The 23,964-nt window shown below is 71.3% G+C and carries 22 protein-coding genes and 1 pseudogene; 10 read left to right on the plus strand and 13 right to left on the minus strand.

Features of this window, described 5'->3' with window-relative positions; translation table 11 throughout:
- The first annotated feature begins 132 nt into the window (after positions 1–132).
- Together metG and ACZ52C_RS11090 are read left to right on the plus strand one after the other, a co-directional pair.
- Positions 133–1,863 (plus strand): methionine--tRNA ligase, encoded by a 1,731-nt coding sequence (gene metG / locus ACZ52C_RS11085; RefSeq protein WP_469074442.1) that lies wholly within the window; start codon positions 133–135, stop codon positions 1,861–1,863.
- Between the two features lie 58 nt (positions 1,864–1,921).
- Complete coding sequence (locus tag ACZ52C_RS11090) at positions 1,922–2,287, plus strand: PH domain-containing protein (protein WP_220647613.1); 366 nt, start codon at positions 1,922–1,924, stop codon at positions 2,285–2,287.
- A gap of 186 nt (positions 2,288–2,473) precedes the next feature.
- Here the strand turns inward: ACZ52C_RS11090 and ACZ52C_RS11095 are convergent, their stop codons facing one another.
- Positions 2,474–2,920 carry a hypothetical protein gene (locus tag ACZ52C_RS11095; RefSeq protein WP_469074443.1) on the minus strand — a complete coding sequence of 149 codons (447 nt, stop codon included), beginning with the start codon at positions 2,918–2,920 and terminating at the stop codon, positions 2,474–2,476.
- Between the two features lie 288 nt (positions 2,921–3,208).
- Here ACZ52C_RS11095 and ACZ52C_RS11100 point away from each other — a divergent pair, with 288 nt between their 5' ends.
- Both ACZ52C_RS11100 and ACZ52C_RS11105 read left to right on the plus strand, forming a co-directional pair.
- Positions 3,209–3,556, plus strand: coding sequence for a hypothetical protein (locus ACZ52C_RS11100; protein ID WP_469074444.1), 348 nt, complete (start codon positions 3,209–3,211; stop codon positions 3,554–3,556).
- 134 nt (positions 3,557–3,690) lie between these two features.
- Positions 3,691–3,978, plus strand: a complete 288-nt coding sequence (locus ACZ52C_RS11105) for a hypothetical protein (protein ID WP_469074445.1) — start codon at positions 3,691–3,693, stop codon at positions 3,976–3,978.
- Between the two features lie 61 nt (positions 3,979–4,039).
- Here the strand turns inward: ACZ52C_RS11105 and ACZ52C_RS11110 are convergent, their stop codons facing one another.
- The 3 genes from ACZ52C_RS11110 to ACZ52C_RS11120 form a co-directional block, all read right to left on the minus strand.
- Entirely contained in the window at positions 4,040–5,392 is a 1,353-nt protein-coding gene (locus tag ACZ52C_RS11110) for a pectate lyase family protein (RefSeq protein ID WP_469074446.1), read from the minus strand.
- Positions 5,393–5,597: 205 nt separating this feature from the next.
- Positions 5,598–5,768: a hypothetical protein gene (locus ACZ52C_RS11115; RefSeq protein WP_469074447.1), complete on the minus strand. Its 171-nt coding sequence runs from the start codon at positions 5,766–5,768 to the stop codon at positions 5,598–5,600.
- A gap of 339 nt (positions 5,769–6,107) precedes the next feature.
- On the minus strand, positions 6,108–6,461 hold the full coding sequence (locus tag ACZ52C_RS11120) for a hypothetical protein (RefSeq protein ID WP_469074448.1): 354 nt from the start codon (positions 6,459–6,461) through the stop codon (positions 6,108–6,110).
- Positions 6,462–6,945: 484 nt separating this feature from the next.
- Here ACZ52C_RS11120 and ACZ52C_RS11125 point away from each other — a divergent pair, with 484 nt between their 5' ends.
- Positions 6,946–7,800, plus strand: a complete 855-nt coding sequence (locus tag ACZ52C_RS11125; protein WP_469074449.1) for a CAP domain-containing protein — start codon at positions 6,946–6,948, stop codon at positions 7,798–7,800.
- Between the two features lie 46 nt (positions 7,801–7,846).
- Here the strand turns inward: ACZ52C_RS11125 and ACZ52C_RS11130 are convergent, their stop codons facing one another.
- Genes ACZ52C_RS11130 through ACZ52C_RS11140 form a run of 3 tightly spaced genes read right to left on the minus strand, consistent with a single transcriptional unit; the run spans position 7,847 to position 11,228 of the window.
- Positions 7,847–9,796: a carbohydrate-binding domain-containing protein gene (locus ACZ52C_RS11130; RefSeq protein WP_469074450.1), complete on the minus strand. Its 1,950-nt coding sequence runs from the start codon at positions 9,794–9,796 to the stop codon at positions 7,847–7,849.
- Positions 9,793–10,623: a VTC domain-containing protein gene (locus ACZ52C_RS11135; RefSeq protein WP_469074451.1), complete on the minus strand. Its 831-nt coding sequence runs from the start codon at positions 10,621–10,623 to the stop codon at positions 9,793–9,795. The genes ACZ52C_RS11130 and ACZ52C_RS11135 overlap by 4 nt, the downstream gene beginning before the upstream one ends.
- The gene (locus tag ACZ52C_RS11140; RefSeq protein ID WP_469074452.1) at positions 10,620–11,228 is read right to left on the minus strand and encodes a DUF4956 domain-containing protein; all 609 of its coding nucleotides are present in this window, start codon (positions 11,226–11,228) and stop codon (positions 10,620–10,622) included. Before ACZ52C_RS11140 ends, ACZ52C_RS11135 begins: the two co-directional genes overlap by 4 nt.
- Positions 11,229–11,527: 299 nt before the next feature.
- Between ACZ52C_RS11140 and ACZ52C_RS11145 the strand changes: the two genes are divergently transcribed.
- The 3 genes from ACZ52C_RS11145 to ACZ52C_RS11155 are packed head-to-tail and all read left to right on the plus strand — an operon-like array spanning position 11,528 to position 13,226.
- Positions 11,528–12,307 (plus strand): pathogenesis-related family 1 protein, encoded by a 780-nt coding sequence (locus tag ACZ52C_RS11145; RefSeq protein ID WP_469074453.1) that lies wholly within the window; start codon positions 11,528–11,530, stop codon positions 12,305–12,307.
- Positions 12,304–13,041, plus strand: a complete 738-nt coding sequence (locus tag ACZ52C_RS11150; RefSeq protein ID WP_469074454.1) for a hypothetical protein — start codon at positions 12,304–12,306, stop codon at positions 13,039–13,041. The genes ACZ52C_RS11145 and ACZ52C_RS11150 overlap by 4 nt, the downstream gene beginning before the upstream one ends.
- Positions 13,038–13,226, plus strand: coding sequence for a hypothetical protein (locus ACZ52C_RS11155; protein ID WP_469074455.1), 189 nt, complete (start codon positions 13,038–13,040; stop codon positions 13,224–13,226). Before ACZ52C_RS11150 ends, ACZ52C_RS11155 begins: the two co-directional genes overlap by 4 nt.
- 98 nt (positions 13,227–13,324) lie before the next feature.
- Here the strand turns inward: ACZ52C_RS11155 and ACZ52C_RS11160 are convergent, their stop codons facing one another.
- Positions 13,325–14,002, minus strand: a complete 678-nt coding sequence (locus tag ACZ52C_RS11160; protein WP_469074456.1) for a GOLPH3/VPS74 family protein — start codon at positions 14,000–14,002, stop codon at positions 13,325–13,327.
- An 81-nt stretch (positions 14,003–14,083) separates the two neighbouring features.
- Between ACZ52C_RS11160 and ACZ52C_RS11165 the strand changes: the two genes are divergently transcribed.
- On the plus strand, positions 14,084–14,689 hold the full coding sequence (locus ACZ52C_RS11165) for an O-methyltransferase (RefSeq protein ID WP_469074457.1): 606 nt from the start codon (positions 14,084–14,086) through the stop codon (positions 14,687–14,689).
- Between the two features lie 651 nt (positions 14,690–15,340).
- Here the strand turns inward: ACZ52C_RS11165 and ACZ52C_RS11170 are convergent.
- From ACZ52C_RS11170 to aspS, 3 genes are all read right to left on the minus strand, one after another.
- Positions 15,341–16,321, minus strand: coding sequence for an intradiol ring-cleavage dioxygenase (locus tag ACZ52C_RS11170; protein ID WP_469074458.1), 981 nt, complete (start codon positions 16,319–16,321; stop codon positions 15,341–15,343).
- A 153-nt stretch (positions 16,322–16,474) separates the two neighbouring features.
- Positions 16,475–17,434: an intradiol ring-cleavage dioxygenase gene (locus ACZ52C_RS11175; RefSeq protein WP_469074459.1), complete on the minus strand. Its 960-nt coding sequence runs from the start codon at positions 17,432–17,434 to the stop codon at positions 16,475–16,477.
- A gap of 158 nt (positions 17,435–17,592) precedes the next feature.
- Positions 17,593–19,356 carry an aspartate--tRNA ligase gene (gene aspS, locus ACZ52C_RS11180; RefSeq protein WP_469074460.1) on the minus strand — a complete coding sequence of 588 codons (1,764 nt, stop codon included), beginning with the start codon at positions 19,354–19,356 and terminating at the stop codon, positions 17,593–17,595.
- Positions 19,357–19,777: 421 nt separating this feature from the next.
- On the opposite strand from aspS, the gene ACZ52C_RS11185 reads away from it, so the two are divergent.
- Complete coding sequence (locus tag ACZ52C_RS11185; RefSeq protein ID WP_469074461.1) at positions 19,778–22,141, plus strand: SpoIIE family protein phosphatase; 2,364 nt, start codon at positions 19,778–19,780, stop codon at positions 22,139–22,141.
- Between the two features lie 54 nt (positions 22,142–22,195).
- Here ACZ52C_RS11185 and ACZ52C_RS11190 read toward each other — a convergent pair.
- Positions 22,196–22,411, minus strand: a pseudogene (locus tag ACZ52C_RS11190) (AI-2E family transporter); the annotation flags it as partial.
- Positions 22,412–22,444: 33 nt separating this feature from the next.
- On the minus strand, positions 22,445–23,887 hold the full coding sequence (locus ACZ52C_RS11195; protein WP_469074792.1) for a glycosyltransferase family 39 protein: 1,443 nt from the start codon (positions 23,885–23,887) through the stop codon (positions 22,445–22,447).
- Positions 23,888–23,964: the final 77 nt, after the last annotated feature.

The following is a 23,964-nucleotide window of genomic DNA, read 5'->3' on the forward strand; positions in this document are numbered from 1 at the left end:
CCCGGCCGCCCGCACCGCACAGCTCACCCGTGCCGCCCGCCTCCCACCCGTCAAAACGGGAGGCGGGCGGCACACCCATGTCGGCTAGGATTTCAAGACTCACGAATACGACCGACCTGGGAGCATCCCCCGATGGCTCGACACCTCATCACCAGCGCCCTTCCGTACATCAACGGGATCAAGCACCTGGGCAACATGGTGGGGTCCATGCTCCCGGCGGACGTGTACTCCCGTTACCTGCGCCAGCGCGGCCACGACGTGCTGTACATCTGCGCGACGGACGAGCACGGCACCCCCGCCGAGCTGGCCGCGAAGGAGCGGGGCCTCCCGGTCGACGAGTTCTGCGCCCAGGCGCACGACGCGCAGAAGGCGGTCTACGACGGCTTCGCGCTGGCCTTCGACTACTTCGGCCGGAGTTCCTCCCCGCAGAACGTCGAGATCACCCAGCACTTCGCCCGGCGCCTGAAGGAGAACGGCTTCATCGAGGAGCGGGCGATCCGCCAGGTGTACTCCCCGACCGACGGCCGCTTCCTCCCGGACCGCTACGTCGAGGGCACCTGCCCGCACTGCGGCTACGACAAGGCCCGCGGCGACCAGTGCGAGAACTGCACCCGCGTCCTGGACCCGACCGACCTGATCGACCCGCGCAGCGCCATCTCCGGCTCCACCGACCTGGAGGTCCGCGAGACCAAGCACCTCTTCCTCCTCCAGTCCAAGCTGCAGCACGAGGTCGAGGCGTGGGTCGCGGCGCACGAGGAGGAGTGGCCGCACCTGTCGTCCTCCATCGCCCGCAAGTGGCTGAACGAGGGCCTGCACGACCGCGCCATCACCCGTGACCTGGACTGGGGCGTCCCGGTACCGGCCGACACCTGGCCGGAGCTGGCGGCCGAGGGCAAGGTCTTCTACGTCTGGTTCGACGCCCCGATCGAGTACATCGGCGCGACGAAGGAGTGGTCGGACGCCGCCCCGGACGGCGAGCCCCGGGACTGGAAGTCCTGGTGGTACGAGGCCGACGCCGGCGACGACCCCGTGCGCTACACGCAGTTCATGGCCAAGGACAACGTCCCCTTCCACACCGTGATGTTCCCGGCCACCGAGCTGGGCATCCGCGAGCCGTGGAAGAAGGTCGACTACGTCAAGTCCTTCAACTGGCTGACGTACTACGGCGGGAAGTTCTCCACCTCCCAGAAGCGCGGCGTCTTCACCGACCAGGCGCTGGAGATCCTCCCGGCGGACTACTGGCGGTACTTCCTGATCGCCAACGCCCCGGAGTCGGACGACTCGTCCTTCACCTGGGAGCACTTCACCGCCACGGTCAACAAGGACCTCGCCGACACCCTCGGCAACTTCGTCAACCGCGTGCTGTCCTTCTCGAAGAAGCGGTTCGGCGAGGAGGTCCCGGCGGGCAGCGCGCCCGGCGAGGCGGAGGCGAAGCTGGGCGAGCAGATCGCCGAACTGCTCGCCGAGTACGAGGGCCACATGGAGGCCCTCCAGTTCCGCAAGGCGGCGGCGGCCCTGCGCGCCCTGTGGTCGGCGGGCAACTCCTACCTGGAGGAGAAGGCCCCCTGGCTGGAGATCAAGACCGACCAGGACGGCGCGGCCCTCACCCTGCGCACCGCGATGAACCTCATCCACCTCTACTCGGTGGTCTCGGAGCCCTTCATCCCGGCGTCCTCGGCCGCGATGCGCGCCGCGTTCACCCTCGAGGACGACACGGCGACCTGGGTGTCGCAGCCCGAGGCCAGGTCCCTGGACTCCGTCCCCGCCGGCACCCCCTTCACGGTCCCCCCGGTCCTCTTCGCCAAGCTGACGGAGGACGACCTGGAGGCCTACAAGACCCGCTTCGGCGGCGAACCGGCGTAACTCCCGAGCTTCTGGTGAGGAAGCAACCCCGTATGTCCGGGTGCGCGTCTCTCTGTGCATGGCACTGTTCGGAAACGCGCACACCGTCGATCCCGGCAAGGCCCAGCAGGACTACGGGCGGCTGTTGGGGCACGGGGAGCAGGTTCACGCCGCGTTCCTGCTGATCCGCGACACCATCCTGTTCACCGACCGCAGGCTGATCCTGATCGACAAGCAGGGGCTCACCGGCAAGAAGGTGGAGTACCACTCCGTCCCGTACCGCAGCATCACGCACTTCGCGGTCGAGACGGCCGGTCACTTCGACCTCGACGCCGAACTGAAGATCTGGCTCTCCGGCTCCCACGAACCGATCGAGAAGACGTTCACCAAGGGTGTGGACATCTACGAGGTCCAGGCGATCCTCACGCAGTTCGTGGCCCGGTGACCCGCGCGAGGGCCCGGGAATCGAAACGGTTCCCGGGCTGCGTCGTCCTTCCGGCCGGCGCATAGGCACCCACAACCACCCACGTCAGCCCGACCCAAAGACCGACTGTCAGTCCCCTGTGCTTTGGATCGGCTTGACCCGGCGTGGACACGCCAAAAACGGGCGGGTTTGCGCTGTTCTGGCCAATCACAGGGGATACGACTCGAACGCACCGAGAGCGGGCGGATCGTCACCCGCACCGTCTCCTGCAACCAGCCGGGCCGCCACGGGAACGCGCCCGACGGCGCTCGGGAACGTCGGGCCGAGGCCCCGGCCCGACAGGCGACCGAGCAGCGGAAGAAGCCCCTGCGTCGCGCCCTCCCCGCCGTACCCCAGCCCTCGTACTCCTGCCCCACCCTCCTTCAGACCGCCACCGAGGTCCTCGCGGGCCTCCGGTGCCACGACCCCCGTCTGATCCTCTCCGCCACGGACGCCGAACACCTCGCCCCGGGCGTCGTCGCCTGGCTGGAGCGTGACCTCACCCCCACCGCCGTACGCCACGCCCTGACCGGCGACCTCCCGGCCGAGCCCCTGCGCCGCCCGGCCGCCCTCCTGGCCCACCGTCTCGCCGAGGGGCCCCCGAGACACCGCCACCGGTTCTGTACCCCGTCCGCGTCTGCACCGACTGCGACCTCGGTACCGCGGCCCGGATCCGAAACTCTGCCCGGGGTGTGCGGCGCGGCACGCAATCTCCACCACTCCCGGCGAGAGCCCCGATGCCCCTACCGGCGCGATGCCCGTCAGCGCCCACGCTCAGCCGTGAACGGCGACTTCCTGCCGTACGCAGGGGATACCCCGTGCCCAAGCCCCGCCCGGCTCGCGGCCCGGCTCCACCGTGTCCCTGGCCGGATACTCTGACCGGGGCGCCCTCTGGAGGACACCATGAGCACGCAGGCCGACCACGGGCACGAGCTGATCCCCCGTCCCGAGCAGACCGCCGACGCCCTGCGCGCGGCCCTCGCCGTCGTCGCCCCCGGCCGCCTGGAAGAGATGCAGAGCACCAAGGACGAAGCCTTCGCCAAGGCAGTCGAGTGGCAGTCCCTGAGCCCCGTACGAAGCTGGGTCCTCGTCTGGGCGCGGGACATCGAGATCGCCCGCCGGCCCGATCTGGCCGCCCGCCACGCCCGTGCGACGAGCAACCTGGAACACGAGGATCCCGTCGTCGCGCAGGAGGCCCTGCGGGAACTGACCGCCGTCCTGGACGAGGCCATGAAGGCAGTCCGCGCGTGAGCTGGAAGTGAGAGTACGCCTTCGGTGCCGAGGAAGCCGCCCGCACGGCGCCCGCACGCCCCGCATCCGCACGCCGTTCCCCGCCGACCGAGCCGCCGTTTCTTTCCACCTGGGAGCCACAGAGCGGCGTCAGCGTGCGCCCCAAAGTCATCGCCGCCACCGTCCGGCGCGCCGACCGCCAGATCCACGACCTCTTCGCCCGTCGGACGGCGGTCTTCCCACCGTCCGGGCTGAGAGCCGACGACACGTTCTTCGCCCGGCGCCGACGCACCGACAAGACCCCCGGCCGCCGGTACGTCGGCCTCTGCGCCCAGGGCGTGCGGACGAAGTCAGTGGCCATCAGGGTGTTCGTCGCCCAACTCGCCGCCGCCCAGTACCTCTACGAGACGTACGGCGCGAGCGACGTACCGCGGGCACGGTGACGCCGTCCGGCCACCGGAGAAGGGTGGCCCGACGGCGTCACGTACTCGAGGAGCGGGGCGGTCAGGAGAGCGTGCCCGCGCCCGTCGTGCCGGTCAGGTCGGTCAGGAGGTTGGTGACCGTGGTCTGGAGACCGGCGGTGAGGGCCGGGGTCCAGTTGACGGTCGTCTTGATCTTCTTGGAGCTCGCGGCGTTGTACGCGGCGACGACGTCCGTGGCCTTGCCGTTGACGATGTTGCCGGTGCCGGCGATCGAGCCCGTGCCGTCGCCGCTCAGCAGCTTGGCGACCTTCGCGTCGGCCGGGATCTTCCAGACGTTGCGCTCGGCGACGACCTGGGCCTTGGCGCGCGAGTCGATGCTGTACTTGGGCGCGTAGCCGTTGACCGTGGCGGTGTCGTAGACGTTGTTGTAGAGGTGGATCTGGCCGATGCGGGCCAGCGGCGCCCGCTGCACGATCCCCTTCCACAGGTTGTGGTGGATCGTCACGCGCAGCTTGCCCGTGCTGTCGGTGTCGCTGGAGCCGATCAGCATCGTCTTGTCGTGGTTGAGGAACTGGTTGCGCTCGACGGTCACCAGGTCGGAGCCGTTGGTGATGTCCAACGCGCCGTCGTGGACCTGGTACTTGCGGCCGTAGTACGTCGCCTCGGTCTTGTCGAAGGTCGGCGCGTCGGTGAACGTGTTGTGGTCCGCCCAGACGTTGGTCGCGCCGCGCAGCGTGACGGAGTCGTAGTTGGAGTTCCACTCACCGGCCGAGCCGTCGGTCGGGTCCCACTGAGGGAAGCAGTCCTGGGTGTCCGCGAAGGTCAGGTTGCGGATGATGACGTTCTTGACGTTCTGGACCAGGACGCTGCCGCCGAGGATGCCGGCCTTGGTGCCGGGGACACCCACGATGGTGGTGTTGGACGGCACCCTGAGGACGATGTTCTTCTTCTGCTTGTCCTGAGCGGCCTTGCGGGCGGTCTCCTGGGTGCCCGACGGGGCCTTCTTGCCGTACGTGGACGGGTCGAACGCCTTGAGGTAGGCGGAGAGCGAGTAGCCGGTGCCGGAGGCGTAGTCCGCGCAGGTCAGCTTCTTGCCGGAGTCGTTGGTGTTCGCGTCGATCGTGCCCTTGATCTTGATGATGCGGGGCGTGGTGTCGGTGGCGGAGCCCAGGGCCTTCACCAGTTCCGCCCGGGTGGACACCGTGAAGGTGTGCGCCGCGTCGGCCTTCGAGCCGCCGGTCGTACCGGAACCGGACGCCGCCCAGCCGTCCTTGGCGGGCAGCACCTGGTGGTACAGGTCGGTGGGGCTCGCGCTGGCGTTCATCACGAGGACGCCGGCGCCGACAGCGGCGGCCACGGCTGCGGCGGAGACCACGAGGGCCCGGCGCTTGCGGAGGGACCGGCGGTGGGACGGGCGCGGGGAGGCAGAGGCCACGGATGAGTCCTTACGTAACGTACGTGGTTCGGGAGAACACGTGGTTCGTGTGGAACCCCCGTGAAGGGGGTTACGACTCATGTGTGGTCGCAGGGTTTTGAAAGGTTGCCGCCCCGATTCCGGGAATTTCAAAAGGAGTTGGCAGCCGCCCGGTGAGAGCGACGGCCGCCGTTCAGGGACGGAGCCCCTGGGGCCGCCGGACGCTCTACGGGTTCGGCGGCAGCGGCAGCGCTTCCAACTGGGTCCAGCGCTCGTCCCACAGGAAGGCGTTGCCCATCGCGTCGCCGTTCTGACCGGTGGGCAGGTCGTCGTCGTCCGTGAGGTCTTCCCACACGTGGTCGTCCGGCGGCAACGGGGTGACCGACCGCTGCCCCACACTTGGGTTGCGGCTTCGGCTTCGGCTTCGGCTTGCGGCAGGGGCCGCCCGACGGCACACCCGGAAGCGCGGCGTGGCGGCGGCCGGGTTCGCGGGGCCGGTGACGAGGAGGGCGAAGGTGGCGGATCCGGAAGGCAGCGCCTGGGGGCCCGGCGGCACGATCAACGGATCAGCCCAACAGTGTGACGCCGATGGCCGGGTACACAGGGGTGAACAAGGGGCTGCCCATGTGGTTCCGCCACGGCCGCTCGATGTAACCCTTCCACAGCCGCTCGATGTGGCCCTTCCACGGCCGGTCGATGTGGCCCTTCCACGGCTGGTCGATGTGCTCCGGCGCCCCTACTTGATGTGCTCCATCACCTCCAGGAACTCCTTCGTCGGGGAGAACTCGACGACCTCGACGTCCTCCAGGGCTTCCGGGGAGTGGCCGGGGGCCCAGTAGTAGACCTGGCCCGCCTCGTAGAAGTCCTCGCCGTCCTTGGTGCGCATCCTCAGCCGCCCGCTGAGGACCTGGCCCCAGTGCGGGCACTGGCACAGGTCGTCGGGGAGTCCCTTGAGCGCAGGGGACAGGTCGGTGCCCTGGGGGAGCTTGATGAAGGCGACGGACATACCGCCGCCGAGCTCCTGGATGCGTACCTCAAGACCGTCGCCCTCGATCACCACGGGGGCTTCCGTCCGCGTGACTGCCGTCATGATTCCTCCACGACTGGATCACTGCGGGGTCTGTGCGATCTCCGCTTCTCCATCCAGTCTGCGCCTGTCCCGCACACACCTCGAATCGGGGTGACATGCGTCACGACCGAATTGCACACGATGGAACCGTTCGATCCGTTTCACCAAAGTGACAAATCCCGCCCCTCGAATGCCCATCCGGCATTTGCCGCACAGACGGCGAATCCAACTGATCGTCCGGAGCTGCGCCACCCGCGCCGACGCCGTCGGAGCAACAGCTTTCTGCCTGGTCCCAGGGCGGGTTCGGGCCCTCGGGCGCGGACGGCGCCCCGCCGCGGACGTACGTCTCGACCCCCTCGAAACGCCTCGCCGACGCTCCCCGGCGGGGGCACACGTGTTCGTTGCCCGGTGCGGCGAGCGGTCCCCATAATGACCGGGCTCGCCAGGGCCACGGCCTGCCAAGGGGTCGATTGCGTCGAAGTCGGACCATTCAGTGAGGCCACGTATGACACGCACGAGACGAACGAACAGTCACCGCCGTGAGCCGAAACGGTCGGGAACGCGGCAGCCCCGGACGAAACGCCAGAAGATAGCCGTCGCCACCGCCTTCGTGGTGGCCGTGGGCGCCGTCGGCATCCCCACGGCCGCGTGGGCCGGCGGTGTGGGGCTCGGCGACTGGAGCACCGTGGCCTCCTCCTGGTGGGGAGGGCAGAAGCCGGACCCGGCTCCCCCGGCGCCGTCGCCCACCCCCTCCGCGACCGCGACGCCTTCCACCGAGAGCGCCCCCGACACTCCGGAGAGCTCCCCGAGTCCGTCGCGTTCCAAGGCCAAGTCGAGCCCGTCTCCCTCCAAGTCCGCCAAGCCGAAGGCCAAGCCCACCCCGGAGGCCGCCGACACGCCCGACAGGACCACGCCGCCGCCGAGCGCCCCGAAGGCCACCCAGGCCGAGCGCGCTCCCGCCGCCTCCACCGGCAACGCGGCCTCCGGTCCCACGGCCCAGGTGCTGAACCTGGTCAACGCCGAACGCGAGAAGGCCGGTTGCTCGCCGGTGACCGTGGACGACAAGCTGACCAAGGCGGCCCAGGACCACAGCCAGGACATGGCCGACCACCAGAACATGTCCCACACCGGCTCCGACGGCTCGGACATGAGCGAGCGGCTCTCCCGGGTCGGGTACGCGTTCCGCTCGGCGGGTGAGAACGTCGCCGCCGGATACGGCACCGCCGAGAGCGTCATGAACGGCTGGATGAACAGCCCCGGCCACAAGGCGAACATCCTCAACTGCGGCTTCAAGGAGATCGGCATCGGCCTGGCCCAGCCGGGCAACTACTGGACCCAGAACTTCGGCACGCCGGCCTAGGACAGCGGCGGCACCGTCCCGACGACCGGGTCACCCGACGGTGCCGCTACCGGCCTCGGCCGCCGCCCGGACCGCCTCCGAAGCCGCCCTCCGGAGCCTCGCCCGCCGTGGCGGTGGCGATCTTCTCCGCCGAGCCGAGCTTGCCGGAGCCGGCGAGGCCCCCGGTGTCCGAGCCGGAGGTGGAGCCGTCGGCGTACACGCCGTACTCCTCGCCGCTCTCGATCCCGGCGCCCGAGTACACGACGTTCTGGATGGTCTTCGAGGTCACGTACGAGGCCACGATGTCGCCGTCCGCGTCGACGATGTGCAGGGTGGTGCCCGCCTCGACCGACGCGTCCAGGGTCGCCGACAGCCAGCCCTGCTCCGACTCCTCGTCCGGGGCCACGACCATGCCCGCGCTGCCGGACGCGAGCAGCGTGCCGCCGCTGACGGTGAAGCTGCCGTTGACGTCGAGCGCCCCGTTGCCGCCCGCCTCGGGGCCGTTGACGACGAGCGTGCCGCCCGTGATCTCGGCGGTGCCGTTGGAGTCGAAGCCGTCGCCCTGGGAGTTCAGGACGAGCGTGCCGCCGGTGACCTTGGCGGTGTAGTCGCCGACCTCCATGCCGCCGCCCCCGCCACCGGGACCACCGCCCCGGCCGCCCTGCGCGTTCGCGTCCTCCTCCGACGTCGCCTCGCTGCCGGAGGCGTTGACGCCGTCGTCGTCGGAGGTGACGTTCGACGTACCGCCCCTGACCAGGATGTCCTTGCCCTCCAGGCCCTCGTTGGAGCCGGTGATGTCCAGGGTGCCGTCGCTGATGACCAGGTCGCCCTCGGCGTGGATGCCGTCGTCGCCGGCCGCGAGGGTGACGTCGGCGCCGTTCAGGTGGACGGCCGCGTCGCCGTGCAGCGCGTCGGCGGAGGCGTTCACGTCGACCGTGCCGCCCTCCAGCACCGTGATCACCCCCGACTTCAGCCCGTGCGCGGAGGTGTCGTCGGAGGCCTCGGCCCGCACGGTCAGCTCGCCGCCGGTGACGACGAGGTCGGTGGCGGCGTCCACGGCGTCACCGTTCGCGGTGACGGAGACCGTGCCGCCGTCGACGGCGATGTAACCGGCGTCCTCCTCGTCCGCGTTGTCGGACTTCAGCCCGTCTCCCTTCGCCGTCACGGTGACCGTGCCGCCGTTCACGACCAGGTAGTCCTTTCCCCGGATGCCGTCGTCGGCGGCCTCGACGGTGAGGGTCCCGCCTTCGACGAGCAGACCGTCCTTGCCGGCGATCGCGTCGTTGCCGTTGCCCCGCACGGTCAGCGAGCCGCTGCCGCCGATCGTCAGGTCGCCCGCGCTGTAGAGGGCGGCGTTCGCCTCGGCGTCCTCGGCGTAGGAGTCGGTGTCGCTCAGCTTGTTCTCGCTGCCGTCGGCGAGGACGACCACCAGCCGTTCCGCCTCGGTCGCGGCGATGGCCGACCCGGAGGAGCTGGAGATGTCGGCACCGTCCAGGACGAGCTTCACGGTCGCCTCGGGGGCGGTGATCACGATCTGCCCGTCGTCGAGGGACCCGCTCAGCAGGTACGTCCCGCCGGCGGTGATGGTGACGGTGGAGCCGTCGACGTCCACGCCCTTGCCGTCGGCGGAGGCCGAGTCGCCCTTCAGCTCGATGGCGACAGCCGCCGACTCCTCGGCCTCCCCGTACGCGGTGTCGCCGTCCTCGGCGTGCGTCTCCTCGTTGTCGGCGAGGACGGCCGTCGCGTTCCGCGTACCGTCCACGGCCGCCGCCGCGCTCGCGCTCGCCGAGGAGGCGGACGACGCCGAGCCGGAGTCGCTCCCGGCGGAGCACCCCGCCAGCGCGGCGGTCGCGAGGACGACGGAGGCGAGGGCACCCGCGGCCCTCGTACGCAGCGCGCGTGCCCTTCGCCTCCACGCGCTCCGGGCCTTCCACCCGTTCCTGGTGGTCCACGCGCCCGCGTTCCGCACGTTCGCTGCGTTCCACGCGTTCCTACGGATGTTCGATCGCATGTTCATATGAGGCTCCCGTTCAGTGCCGGTGCGGTGGGGAAGTGGCGCCGCAGGACGGGCAGCCAGCGGTTGGCGGGCAGGTCCGGCCGCAGCGCGGCCAGCCCGGTGCCGTACTTGGAGACCGGGCAGGGCCGGTGCCGCAGCGACCACAGCAGCCGGTCGGCGCCCGATCCGGCGCGGCCCGCCTTGGTCTCGACGATGGTCCGCTCGGGGGTGCGCAGCGCGGTGCCGTCGGGCAACGCCCAGGTCAGGTCGGTGTCGACGGTGACCCGGCTGCCGCTGCCCGGCAGGAAGAGGGTGGTGCGGAGGTAGCGGGTGGTGAGCGCCGGCAGCAGGCGGAAGCCGCGGGAGTCGATGCCCTCGGCGCGCAGCACACCGTCGACGTACGCCCGTGCCTCGGGGCCCAGCCGCCCCGGCTCCCCGTCGTACGGGACACGCTGCTTGACGGTGGTGCCGCGCGGGCCGCGCGTCTTGACCTCCAGGAAGTGCTGCCCGGTGGCCAGGTAGGTCCGTATCCGCAGCTTGAAGCGGCGCCGGCGGCGGTGGGCGGCGGCGCGGTAGCCGTGCAGGTCCGGGGTGTCGAAGTACACGGACCGGTACGCGAACTGCCGCGCGCCGTCGACCTCCAGCACCCGTACTCCCCCAGTCTCGACTTCGCTCGACCGGGAGGGGCCCCCACCCTCCAGCCCGCCCACGACGAAGGGCAGGTCGGAGAGGGGCAGCATGTACTTGCGGTCCACCCGGGTCAGCAGCTCGGCACGGTCGACGAGTTCGTCGAGGCCGATGGGGCGCAGCGCCCCGACCACGGGCGCGACGGAGTCCAGGGCCGTCACGCCCGGACCCCCTGCTCCCGCCCGCCCCGGGCGCCGGACTCCCGCGGTGCGCGCGGGCCCTCGTCGGTGACGAGGTACCGGACGTCGACGAGGGTCATGTCGTTGACCAGGTCGACGCTCTGCACGGAGAGGTTCACCACCCGCCCGCCCAGCAGCACTTCGAGGTGGGCGCGCAGGGCGTCCTCGTCGGTGTGGGCGGCGTCGAGACGCAGGCTGCGCTGCCGGTACCGGCCGAACAGCCGGGGGTGGTCGCCGACGTACATCGTGGCGACGATCAGTGCCATGAGCAGCGCCGACAGGACGTTGACCCGCTCGGGCAGCCCGGCCAGCAGGCCGAGGGCGAGTGCGGAGAAGTAGTAGGCGATCTCGTGCTGGGCGATCTCGCTGGAGCGCAGCCGGATGATCGACAGGACGCCGAACAGCCCCATGCCGAGGCCGATGCCGACCGACGACGAGTTGAGCGTCATCGCCACCGCGAGGACGCCGACGTTGACGCCGAGGAAGGCGGCGATGAGGTCCCGGCGGTGGTGGCGCGGGAAGTAGACCGCGAAGGTCAGCACGGAGATGGCGGCCAGATCGGCGACCACGAGAAGGGTCTGGTCCATGTCGAAAGACGATCGAGGGTCGAGCTTTGAGCGCGCTTTGCCTTCCCTTAACTGAACTTGAGAAGTTCCGCCGGCCAACGACAGGTGAACCCGGGCGCGAACCCCGGGCGCCCCCTCCGAACAGACCGTCTCGGCAGGCGCCCGCCCGGCGGTCCCGGTGCAATGGCCAGCGAAACCCGGACCCGCTCCGATTCCCCCGATGGAGTGGCAGGAGCTGCGGTCCGTCCCCGGCTGGTCCCCGCCCTGCCCTACAAGTGGCTGCGCCAGTAAGGAAGTTGGAGCAGAAGGAGGCACCAGTGGTGCGACGGGACAGGGCGCGGGCGATGGCCGCGGTGACCGCGGCGGCGACGCTGGCGCTCGCTCCGGGGGCGGCCCGTGCCGTCGGCCCCCGGCCCCCGGTCGTGGAGACGGTCACGGCGACGGCGGCGGGGCTGACCGGTGCGGGGGTGACGGGCGTCGAGGCGACCGGTGCCGGGTCGGTGGGAGCCGTCCCCGCCACGCCGACCGCGCCGAAATCCGAGGTCAGAGGCTTCCTGTCGGTGGTCAACCAGGCGCGGGCCGACGTCGGCGTCCCCCCGCTGGTCTGGGACGAGTCCGTCGCCGCGCAGGCCCGCTCCTGGGCGAGGGTGCGGGTCGCCGACTGCGAGCTCGTCCACTCCGACAGCCGGTACGGCGAGAACCTGGCCAAGGGGTCGAACCCCCGCTACTCGCTGGCGGACGCGGCCCGCCTGTGGCTCGACGAGAAGTCCGACTACGACCGCCCCTCCAACTCCTGCGTCGACGACCGGGAGTGCCTCCACTACACCCAGCTGGTCTGGCGCGGCTCGACACGGGTCGGCGCGGCCAAGGCGAGGTGCGGGAACGGCTGGACCTATGTGGTGGCCAACTTCGACCCGCCGGGGAACGGGGTGGGCCGACGGCCGTACCGACCGGGAACCGGGGTGGGCCGACGGCCGTACCGACCGGGAACCGGGGTGGGCCGACGGCCGTACCGACCGGGGAAACACCGCGGGGGCCGTGATAATCCCTCCATGGCCCCACCCCACCCCCGCCCCGCCGCCCCCGAGGCCCACCCGTGAACGACGGCCCCCCGGAACCGCGTGCGAGCGACCTCCTCCCCGACCAGCTTCGCCGTCTCGTCGACGACGTGCTGGCCGTCGGCGCCCCCTACGGCCTCGCCCTCACCGGCGATCACGCGGCGCAGGCGCACGGTCTCATCGAGGCGCGGCCGCCCGGCCGGGACCTGGAGACGGCGACCGAGCACGCGGCGCCGATGGAACGCATCGCGGCCACGGTCGGAGCGGGGCTGGCGGACCGCGGCTGGCTGGTGCGCACGGTGGAGACGGCCCCGCTCTCCGCCCGTCTCCTGGTCACCGACCCCACCACGGCGGAGGAACGCACCCTGGACCTGCTGAAGGAGACCCTCTGGCACCCGCCGGTGGAGACACCCCTCGGGCTCACCCTCTCCCTGGAGGACGTGGTCGGCACGAAGGTCCGGGCGATGGCCGACCGGGGCTCGGCCCGTGACCTGATCGCCGTGCACGCGGCCACCGCGCACTGGACCGCCGTCGAGCTGGAGGAACTGGCCCGCCGCCACACCTCCGCCACGTCCACCGCGTTCGACCTCGCCGACCTCCAGTCCCGGCTGGAGGGCACCGAGTGGTTCGACGACCGGGAATTCGCTCGCCACGGCCTTGACGCCGAGGCCATCCTGGGACTGCGCCGCTGGGCCCAGACCTGGGCCGACGACATCGCCGAACGCCTCCTGGAAGAGGAGGCCCTGGCGTCCCCACCGGAGGAGGACACCGAGTGAGCAGAAGACGGTACGTCGCCCGGGGCGTCCCCGGCGGCTACCGCGTCTACGACAACCGCCGCCGCGGCTGGTGGGGCGACCTCTACGAACACTGCCCGGACGACCTCCTCACCGAACTGAACGGCGCGAAGGACCCGCGACGCCTGGGCACCCTCCTCAAGCGCTACCGCGCGCTGAAGCGCTAGGGGGTGTTTCGTCGCGCCCGCGTCGTGCCCGCCTCAGTGCTCCTCAGGTGCTCCTCAGGTGCTCCTCAGGTGCTCCTCAGGTGCTCGTCGAATGCTCGTCAGGTGGCCGCCGTGATCACCACCACCGTCATCGCCATCGTCGCCGCCGTGAGGGCCGCCGCCGTGGCCGCCGCGGTCTCGGCCATCCGGCGGAGGGCGGGGTCGGCCCAGTGGTGGTCGGCGATCGCGGCCATGCGCCGCCGGGCCGGGGAGTCCTCGGAGTCGGCGTCGGGGAAGACGAGGGTGTGCAGATCACCGTGGTGCAGCAGGCTGATCAGGGCGGCGGTGCGGGGGTCCGGGTCGGCGCCCTCCAGCACGACCTCCGCCAGGCGCCCGCGCAGGGCGGACTCCACCGTGCCGTCGGCCTCCGGATACCGCGTGGTGCGGAAGACGAGCAGGACCCGGCGCTTCTCCTTCCGGATCAGGCCCTTCTTCAGCACACCCCGCAGAGCGGTCTCGTACTCCGCCGTGTGGTGCTCGTGGATCCACTTCTCGACATCCTCCGGCAGGGCCACCCCCTCGCCGGCACCGTCGACCCCGGCGGCCGCATCGACCCCGCCGGCGCCCGCGCCGGACAGTGCCCGTTCCAGCAGGGCCGCCGCCGTGATCGCGTAGGGCGTCCGCAGGGGCAGCCGGGCCTCACCCGTGGTGTCGTCGAGCGAGAGGAGGAGGATCTCCTCCCCGAGGGTGGTGGGGACGGGTGCGGACACGGCCGTGGAGTCGATCGACATGGTCATGATCACTACGACGCGGCCGGCGGACCGGAAGTTCCGCACCAGCGAGTTGAGGCCGGCACCCCGGCCCTACACAATCCCCGTATGGACGACTTCCCCAGGCCCAGCCAACTCCCCTCCGCCCTGCCCCAGTTGCGGGAGGCGGCCCGTGCCGCCGGATTCACCATGTCGTGCGACCCCCGCACCGGCAGCCTGCTCGCCACGCTCGCCGCCGCCCGCCCCGGCGGCCGCGTCCTCGAACTGGGCACCGGTGTGGGCGAGGGCACCGCGTGGCTCCTGGGTGGGATGGACGAGACGGCGACACTGGTCACCGTTGAGCTGGACGACTCCGTACAGGCCGTCGCCCGTGACCGGTTCGGCGCCGACGGACGGGTCACCTTCGTCACCGAGGACGGCGGCCAGTGGCTGGAGCGGTACGACGGCGCCCCCTTCGACCTCGTCTTCGCGGACACCTGGCCCGGCAAGTTCACCCACCTCGACGCCGCCCTGGGGCTGGTGGCGCCCGGCGGCGCGTACGTCGTCGACGACCTGATGCCGGTGGCCGACTGGCCGGAGGGTCACGGAGCGGCGGTGACCGACCTGCTCGCGGCTCTGGAGGGCCGCTCGGACTTCCGCACCACCCGGCTGGCCTGGTCGAGCGGCCTGCTGATCGCCGTACGGACCGGCCCCGCCGCCGGCACCTCACCCTGACCGCCGGTGCCCGTGCCCTCGCCCTTGTCCATCCCCAGCGCCGTACGCGCCTCCCGCACATGGCGCAGCCCCTCGGCCGCCGTCCGCGTGACCTGCGCGTACTCGTCCGGTGTGCGGGCCCGGGTCAGCTGGGCGCGGGCGGCGCGGAGGCGTTCGGTGGCCTCGGTCAGGGACTCGGTCGCGCCGCCGCCCGCCCGGGCCTGGGCCCGTACGTCGATGCCGGCCAGGCCGCCGCCCAGCCGAACGACCCAGCGATTGGCCTCGGCCTCCGCGTCCAGGTCGGACGACGGACGCGGCTCCGCCACGGACCGCCGCCGCGCGACGACCGCGACCACCGCCGCGACGATCAGCGACACCGCCACCAGCACGGCCAGCTTCATGGCCTCCTCCAGCACTCCGACGTTCCGTCCCGTACGGGTCGTACATCCCGTACGGGTTCCTCACCCTGTACGTCCCATGACACTCGCTCCCGCTGTGATCGTCCGCCGAGAAACCTGTGCGTCCCCTGAGGAGTTCCCCGGCGGGCACCCGGCGTCGGCGCGGGCGCACGCCGAAGGCCCGGAACCCAGGGGGAGGGGGCTCCGGGCCTTCGGCGTGCGCCGGGTCGTACACCTGTCGGCCGCTCGGTGACGCGGTGTACGCCGGTCGGGGTCAGCTCGCCGAGGCGGACTCCGATGTCGTCTCCGACGCGTCCGGCCGGCCGGAGTCGTTCGTTCCGGTATTCGTGGCCTCCGGGTCGACGCCGACCGTGATGGAGCCGACGACGCCCTTGGCGATGTCCTTCTTCTTGTACTTCAGCTTGAGCAGCCCGCCCTGGGTGCCGCTGCCGTCGTAGATGGTGTCGTCGTCGAGGGTGGTGCGCTCGGTCGTGGAGGTCGAGTACGGCGCGACCTCGGCGGAGGCGAGGACGGACTCCTCGTCGAAGAAGAACTGGCCGGTGTGGCAGGTGGTGCCGCCCTCGTAACCGGCGTCCGTCCACTCACCATCGACGTGCACCTTGGTGTGGATGTGCACGCACCGGCCCCGGTACCAGCCCGGGAAGACCGTCGTGAAGGTGACCCGGCCCTGCTTGTCGGTCTTCCAGGTACCGCGCAGATAGCGGGTGTCGCTGGTCGGCTCCTCGTGCCCGCCGCCACCGCCACCGCCTCCGGCCGGGGGCTCTCCGGTCGGGGTGCCGGACGGCACGTCCGTCGGGGCGGTGCCGCCGCCCTCGGAGAAACTCTCGTAACCCGAGTAGAGCCCGAGCGCGTCGCAGTGCCAGATGTCGACGGCCGCGTCGCGGATCGGCTCGCAGGTCTCGGAGTCGATCACCTTGAGGCGCAGGGTGAGGGGGATGCCCTCCTTGTCCTCGGTGATGTCCTGGCGGAGCTTGTCCGCGTCGATGTAGTACGGGCCCTCGGTGGTCTCCGACGTGAGCTGGTAGCACTCCTCGCCGGCACTGGCGCTCGTGGAGGAGAGGGGGGTGGTGGTGCCCTTCTCGTTCGTGCCCGCGCTCGCGGTCGCGACGACCGCTCCGCCCACGCCCACCGCGGCCACGGCGCCCGCGCCCGCCACGACGACCTTGCGGCGCGTCAGGTCCCGCTTGTGCTTCGGCCCCTGGGCCTTCTCGTTTCCGGTCTGGTTTCCCGTCATGACGAGGAAATTAGGGAACCGAACTGTCAAAGCCATGAGAAAGGACTGTGGTGTGCCATGCATTCCCGCACAGAGGGAAAGGAGGTCCGAAATCGCCGTCCATTTCGGACCCCCTTTCGGCAGAACTCTGGATAGCCTTACCTTACTTGTGCTCTAACTCGCGGACGGCGACGCCGAGGTGCTCGGCCGCGGCGGCGTCTCCGTCCCCTCATGGGTCGCCTCCGGGTCCACGCCCACCGTGAGGGAGGCCGTGACCCCCTTGGAGATGTCCCGCTTGTCGTAGCGGAGCTTCAGCAGGCCGCCCTGGGCGCCGTTGCCGTCGTAGAGAAAGTCCTCGTCGAGCGTCGTACGGTCGACGGTGTTCGACACGTACGGCTCCATCACGGTGGAGGCGAGGACGGACTCCTCGTCGAAGAAGAACTGGCCGGTGTGGCAGGTGTTGCCGCCCTCGTAACCGGCGTCCGTCCACTCGCCGTTGACATGGATTTTCGTGTGGATATGCACGCAGCGGCCCTGGTACCAGCCGGGGAAGACGGTCTTGAAGGTGACGAGGCCCTGCCGGTCCGTGCGCCAGGTACCCCGCAGATAGCGGGTGTCGTCCGTCGGCTCCTGGTGGCCGCCGCCCGGGGGTGGGCCCGAGGGGGCGCCGGTCGGGGGCGGTCCGGTCGGGGGTTCGCCGGTGGGGGCCGGCCCGCCACCGCCGTTGCCCACGTCCTCGTAGCCGGAGTAGACGCCGACCGCGTCGCAGTGCCAGATGTCGACGGCCGCGTTACGGATGGGCCTGCACGTCTCGGAGTCGATCACCTTGAGTCGGAGCAGGAGCGGGATGCCTTCGCGGTCCTCGGTGACGTCCCGGCGGAGCTTGTCCGCGTCGATGTAGTACGGGCCCTCCATGGTCTCCGACGTCAGCAGGTAGCACTCCTCCGCGACGGGAGCGCGGCCGTCGGATCCGGATCCTCCTCTCTGCTCACCGGCGAAGGCGTCAGCCGCCATGGCACCGCCCAGGCCCATCGCCGCGACGGCACCCGCACCGGCCACGACGACCTTGCGCCGGGTCATGTCCCGCGCTTCGGTCGGCTCTTGGGGCTGCTGTTCCTGTTGATTGGCTGTCATGTGCAGGGAAGTTAGATAGGAAGCCTGTCAGCGAGCTGAGAAAACGAAACCTTTTCCCCATGCACGGAAAAGGGTCCTGAAATCGACGGACGACTTCAGGACCCTTTTCACCGACAGGCCGAGAAAGGCTTGCCTTACTTTCTTGTCAGCCTCACTGCCTACTTCGGCTGCGGCTTGCGCACCGACAGGTGCAGCTCGCGCAGCCGCGCCTCCTCCAGCTCCGTCGGCGCGCCCATCATCAGGTCCTGGGCGTTGCCGTTGAGCGGGAAGGCGATGGTCTCGCGGATGTTGGGCTCGTCCGCGAGGAGCATGACAATGCGGTCGACACCCGGCGCGATGCCGCCGTGCGGCGGGGCGCCGAAGCGGAACGCGCGCAGCATGCCGGCGAACTGCTCCTCGACGGTGTCACGGTCGTAGCCCGCGATCTCGAAGGCCTTGAGCATGATCTCGGGCTCGTGGTTCCGGATGGCGCCGGAGGACAGCTCGACGCCGTTGCAGACGATGTCGTACTGCCAGCCGAGAATGTCCAGCGGGTCCTGGGTCTCCAGGGCCTCCAGACCGCCCTGCGGCATGGAGAAGGGGTTGTGCGAGAAGTCGATCTTGCCGGTCTCCTCGTCCTTCTCGTACATCGGGAAGTCGACGATCCAGCAGAACCGGAAGACGCCCTCCTCGAAGTGCCCGGCGCGCTTGGCGGCCTCGACCCGCACCGCGCCCATGATCTTCGAGACCTCTTCGAACTCGCCCGCGCCGAAGAAGACCGCGTGACCGGCGGCCAGCGACAGGCGCTTGGTCAGCTCGGCGACGTTCTCCTCGGTGAGGAACTTGGCGATCGGGCCGGACAGCGAACCGTCCTCCGCGACCCGCACCCAGGCCAGGCCCTTGGCGCCCTGCTCGATCGCGTACTCGCCGAGCTGGTCGAAGAACTTGCGCGGCTGGGCCGAGACGTCCGGCACCGCGAGCGCGCGCACGTGCTTGCCGGCGAACGCCTTGAACTCCGAGCCCTCGAAGACATCGGTGATGTCGACCAGCTCCAGCTGGGCGCGCAGGTCCGGCTTGTCGGAGCCGTACTTGAGCATCGCCTCGCGGAACGGGATGCGCGGGAAGGGCGAGGTGACGTGGCGGCCGCCGCCGAACTCCTCGAACAGCTCGGTCATGAGCTTCTCGATGGGCTGGAAGACGTCCTCCTGCTCGACGAAGGACATCTCCACGTCGAGCTGGTAGAACTCGCCCGGCGAACGGTCCGCGCGCGCGTCCTCGTCACGGAAGCAGGGCGCGATCTGGAAGTAGCGGTCGAAGCCCGAGATCATCAGCAGCTGCTTGAACTGCTGCGGAGCCTGGGGGAGCGCGTAGAACTTGCCCGGGTTGAGGCGCGAGGGCACGACGAAGTCGCGGGCGCCCTCGGGGGAGGTGGCGGAGAGGATCGGGGTCGCCATCTCGTTGAAGCCGAGGGCCGTCATCTTGTGACGGATGGCGCTGATCACGGCCGTACGCAGCATGATGTTGCGGTGCATGCGCTCGCGGCGCAGGTCCAGGAAGCGGTACTCCAGGCGCCGCTCCTCGTTGACCCCGTCCTCGGTGTTGATGGTGAAGGGGAGCGGGGCGGCCGCGCCGAGCAGCTCGACCTCGCCGACCTCGACCTCGATCTCACCGGAGGGCAGGTCCGGGTTGATGTTCTCGGCGCCGCGCGAGACGACCTTGCCGTCGACGCGGACGGTCGACTCCTTGGAGATCTTGTCCAGCGCCTCGTAGGCGGGGGTGCCCGGACGGGCCACCAGCTGCGTGATGCCGTAGTGATCGCGGAGATCGATGAAGAGGATGCCGCCCAGGTCGCGCCGATTGTGCAGCCAGCCGCTCAGCCGGACGTCGGTGCCGACGTCAGAGGCGCGGAGCTCGCCGCAGGTGTGGGACCTGTACCGATGCATCGTCGTTCATCCAGCCTTCGCTGATCGGGGATCTGGCGGGTGTCTCGCGGCCGGTGTTTCCCTAGGGCCGCTGTTTCACGTGAAACAACGCCAAGGGTACCGGGCACCCCGAGATCGCCTCCCCACCATTTCCCTCGGGGAGCGAGGAGCTGCAGCGCTTACCGTCCGGGGGCCGGGCCGAGGTGACCCGGCGGCCGTTCTTCTGACCGGATACGCACGGTCATAGCCATGGGCAGGACCGCAAGCGGTTACTGTCGCTAGCGTCGATTGCCGTCACCTCCGTCGCCACCGGTCGTGGTTTCTCGTCATGGCTCAGTCATGGTCCTCGTCGGCCCATGGCTCCGTCATGGCTTCGGGCACCCCTCGGTGCCCGCTACAGCTTCGGTGGCACGGTCCGATCAGCTGTTCTTAGAGTGGGTCAATGCGCACTGGTGAGCCCCCGCCCACCGTGGGGGACGTCCTGTCCGCCCTCGCGACGGGACTGTGGACCTGGGACAGCGCTGCCGGAACCGTCACGCTGGACGCCGAGGCCGCCCGGCTCATGGGGCTGCCCGCCGAGCCGACCACCCTCACCCAGGCCGGGGCGCGCTCGCGTCTGCACCCCGTCGACTGGAACGAGATCGTCTCGGTCGTGCAGCTCGCCGTCGCCGAGGACACCCTCGCCGAGGTGCGGATCCGGGTCATGGACGAACGGGGCCGGGTGATCCGCACGATCCGCAGCCGCTCCAAGCCGACCTTCGACCCGGTGCGCAAGTCCTTCGAGCTGATCGGCACCATCCAGGAGGTCACCGAGCCCTCCCCGGCGACCGCCGTCCGGGCTCCCTCCGTCACCGGCGACTGGCGGCGTTCGCGGGAGGCGTTCCTGCTGGACGCGGGCCGGGCGCTGGCCGAGGCGCGGTCCACGGCCGAGGTGCTGCGGGTCGCGGCGGGCCTCGCGATGCCCGGCTTCTCCCCGGACGGACTCGCGGTCTTCGGCGTGGAGGCCGACCGCCTCACCGTCATCGGCCACCACGGGCACAACCAGGGCGACGAGGGCCCCTTCACCCATATGCCGCTGGAGACGGACTACCCGGCGGCCGAGGTGGTCCGCACCGGCCGCGCCGTCTATCTCTCCTCCCCCGAGGAGTACAAGGCGCGCTACCCCACGGCCTGGCCGCTCGCCGAGCAGTTCGGCCGCCAGTCCTGGGCGTTCCTGCCGCTGACCGTCGCCGGCCGCACGATGGGCGCGTGGATGGCGGGCTTCACCCACCCCGTCACCTTCACCCCCGACGAGCGCTCGGTCCTGACCACCGTCGCGCGCATGCTCGCCCAGGCGCTCTCCCGGGCCGGCGCGGCCGAGACCGAGCGCGAGCTGACCGACGGCTTGCAGCGCACGATGCTGCCCACGCTGGGTCCCGAGATACCGGGCATGAGCGTCGCCGCGCGGTACGTCCCCACCGGCGGCGGACTCCAGGTCGGCGGCGACTGGTACGACATGATCGCCCTGCCGAGCGGCCGGTTCGCGCTGGTCATCGGCGACGTCCAGGGCCATGACGTCCGCGCCGCCGGTCTCATGGGCCAGCTCCGCATAGCCCTGCGCGCCTACGCCTCCGAGGGCCACCGCCCCGACGCCGTCCTCTCCCGCGCCTCGCGCTTCCTGCACGGCATCACGGACTCCGCCGCCGACGCGTATCCCGACCTGCGCTTCGCGACCTGCCTCTACGTCGAGGTCGACCCGGCGTCCGGCGTCCTCGACATCGCCCGTGCGGGACACCCCGACCCGGTGGTCCGCATGGCCGACGGAACGGTCCTGGTCCGGCCCACCCCGGGCGGCCTCCCCCTCGGCATCGACCCCGACGCCGACTACCCCACGACCCGGCTGGTGCTGGAGCCGGGCGAGACCATGCTCCTGTGCACCGACGGCCTCATCGAAACCGGCGGCCACGACCTCGACACGGGCTGGCGCCGCATCCGCACCATCCTGGAATCCTTCGACACGACACCGCGCGCGGGGGAGGGGGGCACGGGGGCGGCGGGGGCCGGGGGTGCCTCGGCCGGGGGTGCCTCGGAGGCTGCGGGTGCCTTGAGGGCTGCGGGTGCCTTGAGAGCCGGGGGTGCGCCGGAGGCCGAGGGTGCGCCGGAGGTCGTGGGTGCGCCGGAGGTCGTGGGTGCGCCGGAGGTCGTGGGGCTCGCGCCCGGGCGGCTGGAGGCGTTGGCCGACGCGCTCGTGCAAGGGGTGCACGGCCCCTCCTCGCACCACACGCCCGGCCCGCTCGCCGACCGGCGCGAGGACGACATTGCGATGCTGCTGCTGTGCCGGGAGAGCGCGGGACGCGGCCGCGGCAACACCACCGCGATACCGGCACCCACCCGCCGCACCGCCCTGACCATCGCCCAGGCGGAGCCCGAACGCATCGCCGGCGCCCGCCAGCAGGTACGCGAACTCCTCCACGACTGGACCTGCGGCGACCAGGTCGACTCCGCCGTCCTCCTCGTCTCCGAGATGCTGACCAACGTCCTCGTCCACACCGACGCCGACGCCCTTCTCGTCGCCGAGATGACCGGCGACGGCGGTAGGCGCCGGATGCGGATCGAGGTCACCGACGCCAGCGACGACCTCCCCCACAAGCGCCACCCCGGCGAACTGGCCTCCTCCGGCCGCGGCCTCGTCCTCATGGACGTCCTCGCCGACGCCTGGGGCGTGGACCCCCGCGGCGACGGCAAGAGCATCTGGTTCGAGCTGTACGAGACGCCACCCCCGGACGGTCCGCACGGCACGCCCCTGGACGGCGCGCCCCTGAACTGACCGGCCCGGCCCGGCCCCCAGCCATGTGCGGAGCCGAGGGGGCCTCGCCCGGACCTACACGAACCGCCCCCACAGCTCGTGCTCCACCCCGAACGCCGCTGTCCGTCAGCGGCACCGCCAGCAGCATCCCGAGCCCCCGGCCACCGGCGCCCCCGCCGTGATCGCGAGCATCACCACCGCCGGATGCATCCGCACGGTCCGGCTCTGGACGGCCGGCATCAGCACATGCCCCTCCAGCATCTGCACGGCCGGCACGCTCCCCGGCGTCCACATCGCGCGCCCCATGCCGCGCGCGGACGCGCATCAGCGCCGCTCGTACACGACCACCCGCCGCCCCCGCACCGACTCGTCCACCACCACGGCGAAGTACTCCTCCAGCACCGCCGCCTTCGTCCGCTCCCGTCCCCCCGACGGTGGCCGGGCCACCCCGGGCGCGTCGGTGACCAGCAGGATCCGTCGCTGCGCCAGCATCGCGGTCCGGATCCGGGCCGGATCCGCCTCCACCCCCTTGAGCGTCCCGGACGCCACGGGGCCACGGGCCAGCGCGATGTCCCGCAGGCCCGCGAAGTCGCCGGGGGAGACGAGCGCGGTGTCGCGCCGGGCGGCCGGGGCGAAGAGGACCGCGTCTCCGGGCCGCTTCAGCTGCCGTACGTGCTCGGCCGCCGCCAGGACGTCGTCGACCCGGCTGGCGGGGGACCGCTCGGCCAGCGCGTACGGCAGCATCGCCACCGTCGCGACGGCCACCAGCACCGGGACGAGCCACGACGCCGTTCTGGGGAACCCCGGCCGGACGGCCCGCGCCGCCGCGTCGAGGGCCGTGCCGATCAGCAGCGCCAGGCCCAGCATGCTGAACAGGATGTAGCGGTCCAGGAACAGGGGACGGATCAGGCACAGGCCGAGCAGACCCAGCTGCGGCACCGCCAGCAGCGGCAGCCCCACGGCCGCCACCGACAGCCGCCCCACCCGCGGCCGGTCCAGCAGCGCCCCCAGAGTGCCGATCATCAGCAGGACGGCGGGGCCGATCAGCATGTGCCAGGTCACCGGCGGTATCCAGGAGACCTGGTCGGACTGCCGCCGGCTGAACAGGATCAGCGGCAGCACCCCCGCCACCGCGACCGCCGAGGCCGTCGCCCAGCGCACCCAGGTCGCGCGCGGCGCCCGGGTCCACCCCAGGGTCGCCGCGTGCGCGGGCACGATCAGCAGGGACAGCCAGTTCAGCAGCCCGCACACCAGGATCACGCCCCCGTACGCCACCCAGTGCGCCCCCGAGCGGGCGCGCCCCCGCTGGAGCACGGTCACCAGCAGCAGCGTCGAGAGTCCGGCGCCGGCCGCTGTCAGGGCGTACGGGCGGCCCTCCTGGAGGTGGAACTGCACGGCCGGCAGCAGCCCGAACGCCAGTCCGCCGCCGAGGCCGGCCCAGAGCCCGGCCAGCCGACGGCCGACGACCGTGACACAGGCCGCCGCTCCCGCCATGGCCAGCACCGAGGGCAGCCGCAGGGTCGTCGTGCCGGGTCCGAAGCAGCTGAAGAGGCCGTGCATCAGCAGGTAGTAGGCCCCGTGGACGACATCGACCTGCGCCAGCATGTGCCAGATGTCGGCGGTCGACCGCCGCGCGACCTGCCAGGTCGCCGCCTCGTCCCGCCACACACTGTGCTGCCGGGACAGCCCCCACAGACCGAGCGCGAGCGTCCAGAGCACCGGAACCGACCAGACCGGCAGCCGCCGTACCGCCGCCACCACCGTCACGGCCGCGGAACGGGCCGCCGCGACGGTCGCGCACCCTCGCAGGAACGACAGCGCGGACGTGCTCAAGCGAACGGAGC

The organism is Streptomyces sp. NPDC034049, assembly GCF_055575575.1.

Excerpts from the sequence above, each read along its gene's own strand:
- metG (WP_469074442.1), top strand. The coding sequence starts at position 133 with ATGGCTCGACACCTCATCACCAGCGCCCTTCCGTACATCAACGGGATC.
- ACZ52C_RS11090 (WP_220647613.1), top strand. The coding sequence starts at position 1,922 with ATGGCACTGTTCGGAAACGCGCACACCGTCGATCCCGGCAAGGCCCAG.
- ACZ52C_RS11100 (WP_469074444.1), top strand. The coding sequence starts at position 3,209 with ATGAGCACGCAGGCCGACCACGGGCACGAGCTGATCCCCCGTCCCGAG.
- ACZ52C_RS11120 (WP_469074448.1), bottom strand. The coding sequence starts at position 6,461 with ATGACGGCAGTCACGCGGACGGAAGCCCCCGTGGTGATCGAGGGCGAC.
- ACZ52C_RS11125 (WP_469074449.1), top strand. The coding sequence starts at position 6,946 with ATGACACGCACGAGACGAACGAACAGTCACCGCCGTGAGCCGAAACGG.
- ACZ52C_RS11130 (WP_469074450.1), bottom strand. The coding sequence starts at position 9,796 with ATGAACATGCGATCGAACATCCGTAGGAACGCGTGGAACGCAGCGAAC.
- ACZ52C_RS11140 (WP_469074452.1), bottom strand. The coding sequence starts at position 11,228 with ATGGACCAGACCCTTCTCGTGGTCGCCGATCTGGCCGCCATCTCCGTG.
- ACZ52C_RS11160 (WP_469074456.1), bottom strand. The coding sequence starts at position 14,002 with ATGACCATGTCGATCGACTCCACGGCCGTGTCCGCACCCGTCCCCACC.
- ACZ52C_RS11165 (WP_469074457.1), top strand. The coding sequence starts at position 14,084 with ATGGACGACTTCCCCAGGCCCAGCCAACTCCCCTCCGCCCTGCCCCAG.
- ACZ52C_RS11170 (WP_469074458.1), bottom strand. The coding sequence starts at position 16,321 with ATGACGGGAAACCAGACCGGAAACGAGAAGGCCCAGGGGCCGAAGCAC.
- ACZ52C_RS11175 (WP_469074459.1), bottom strand. The coding sequence starts at position 17,434 with ATGACAGCCAATCAACAGGAACAGCAGCCCCAAGAGCCGACCGAAGCG.
- aspS (WP_469074460.1), bottom strand. The coding sequence starts at position 19,356 with ATGCATCGGTACAGGTCCCACACCTGCGGCGAGCTCCGCGCCTCTGAC.
- ACZ52C_RS11185 (WP_469074461.1), top strand. The coding sequence starts at position 19,778 with ATGCGCACTGGTGAGCCCCCGCCCACCGTGGGGGACGTCCTGTCCGCC.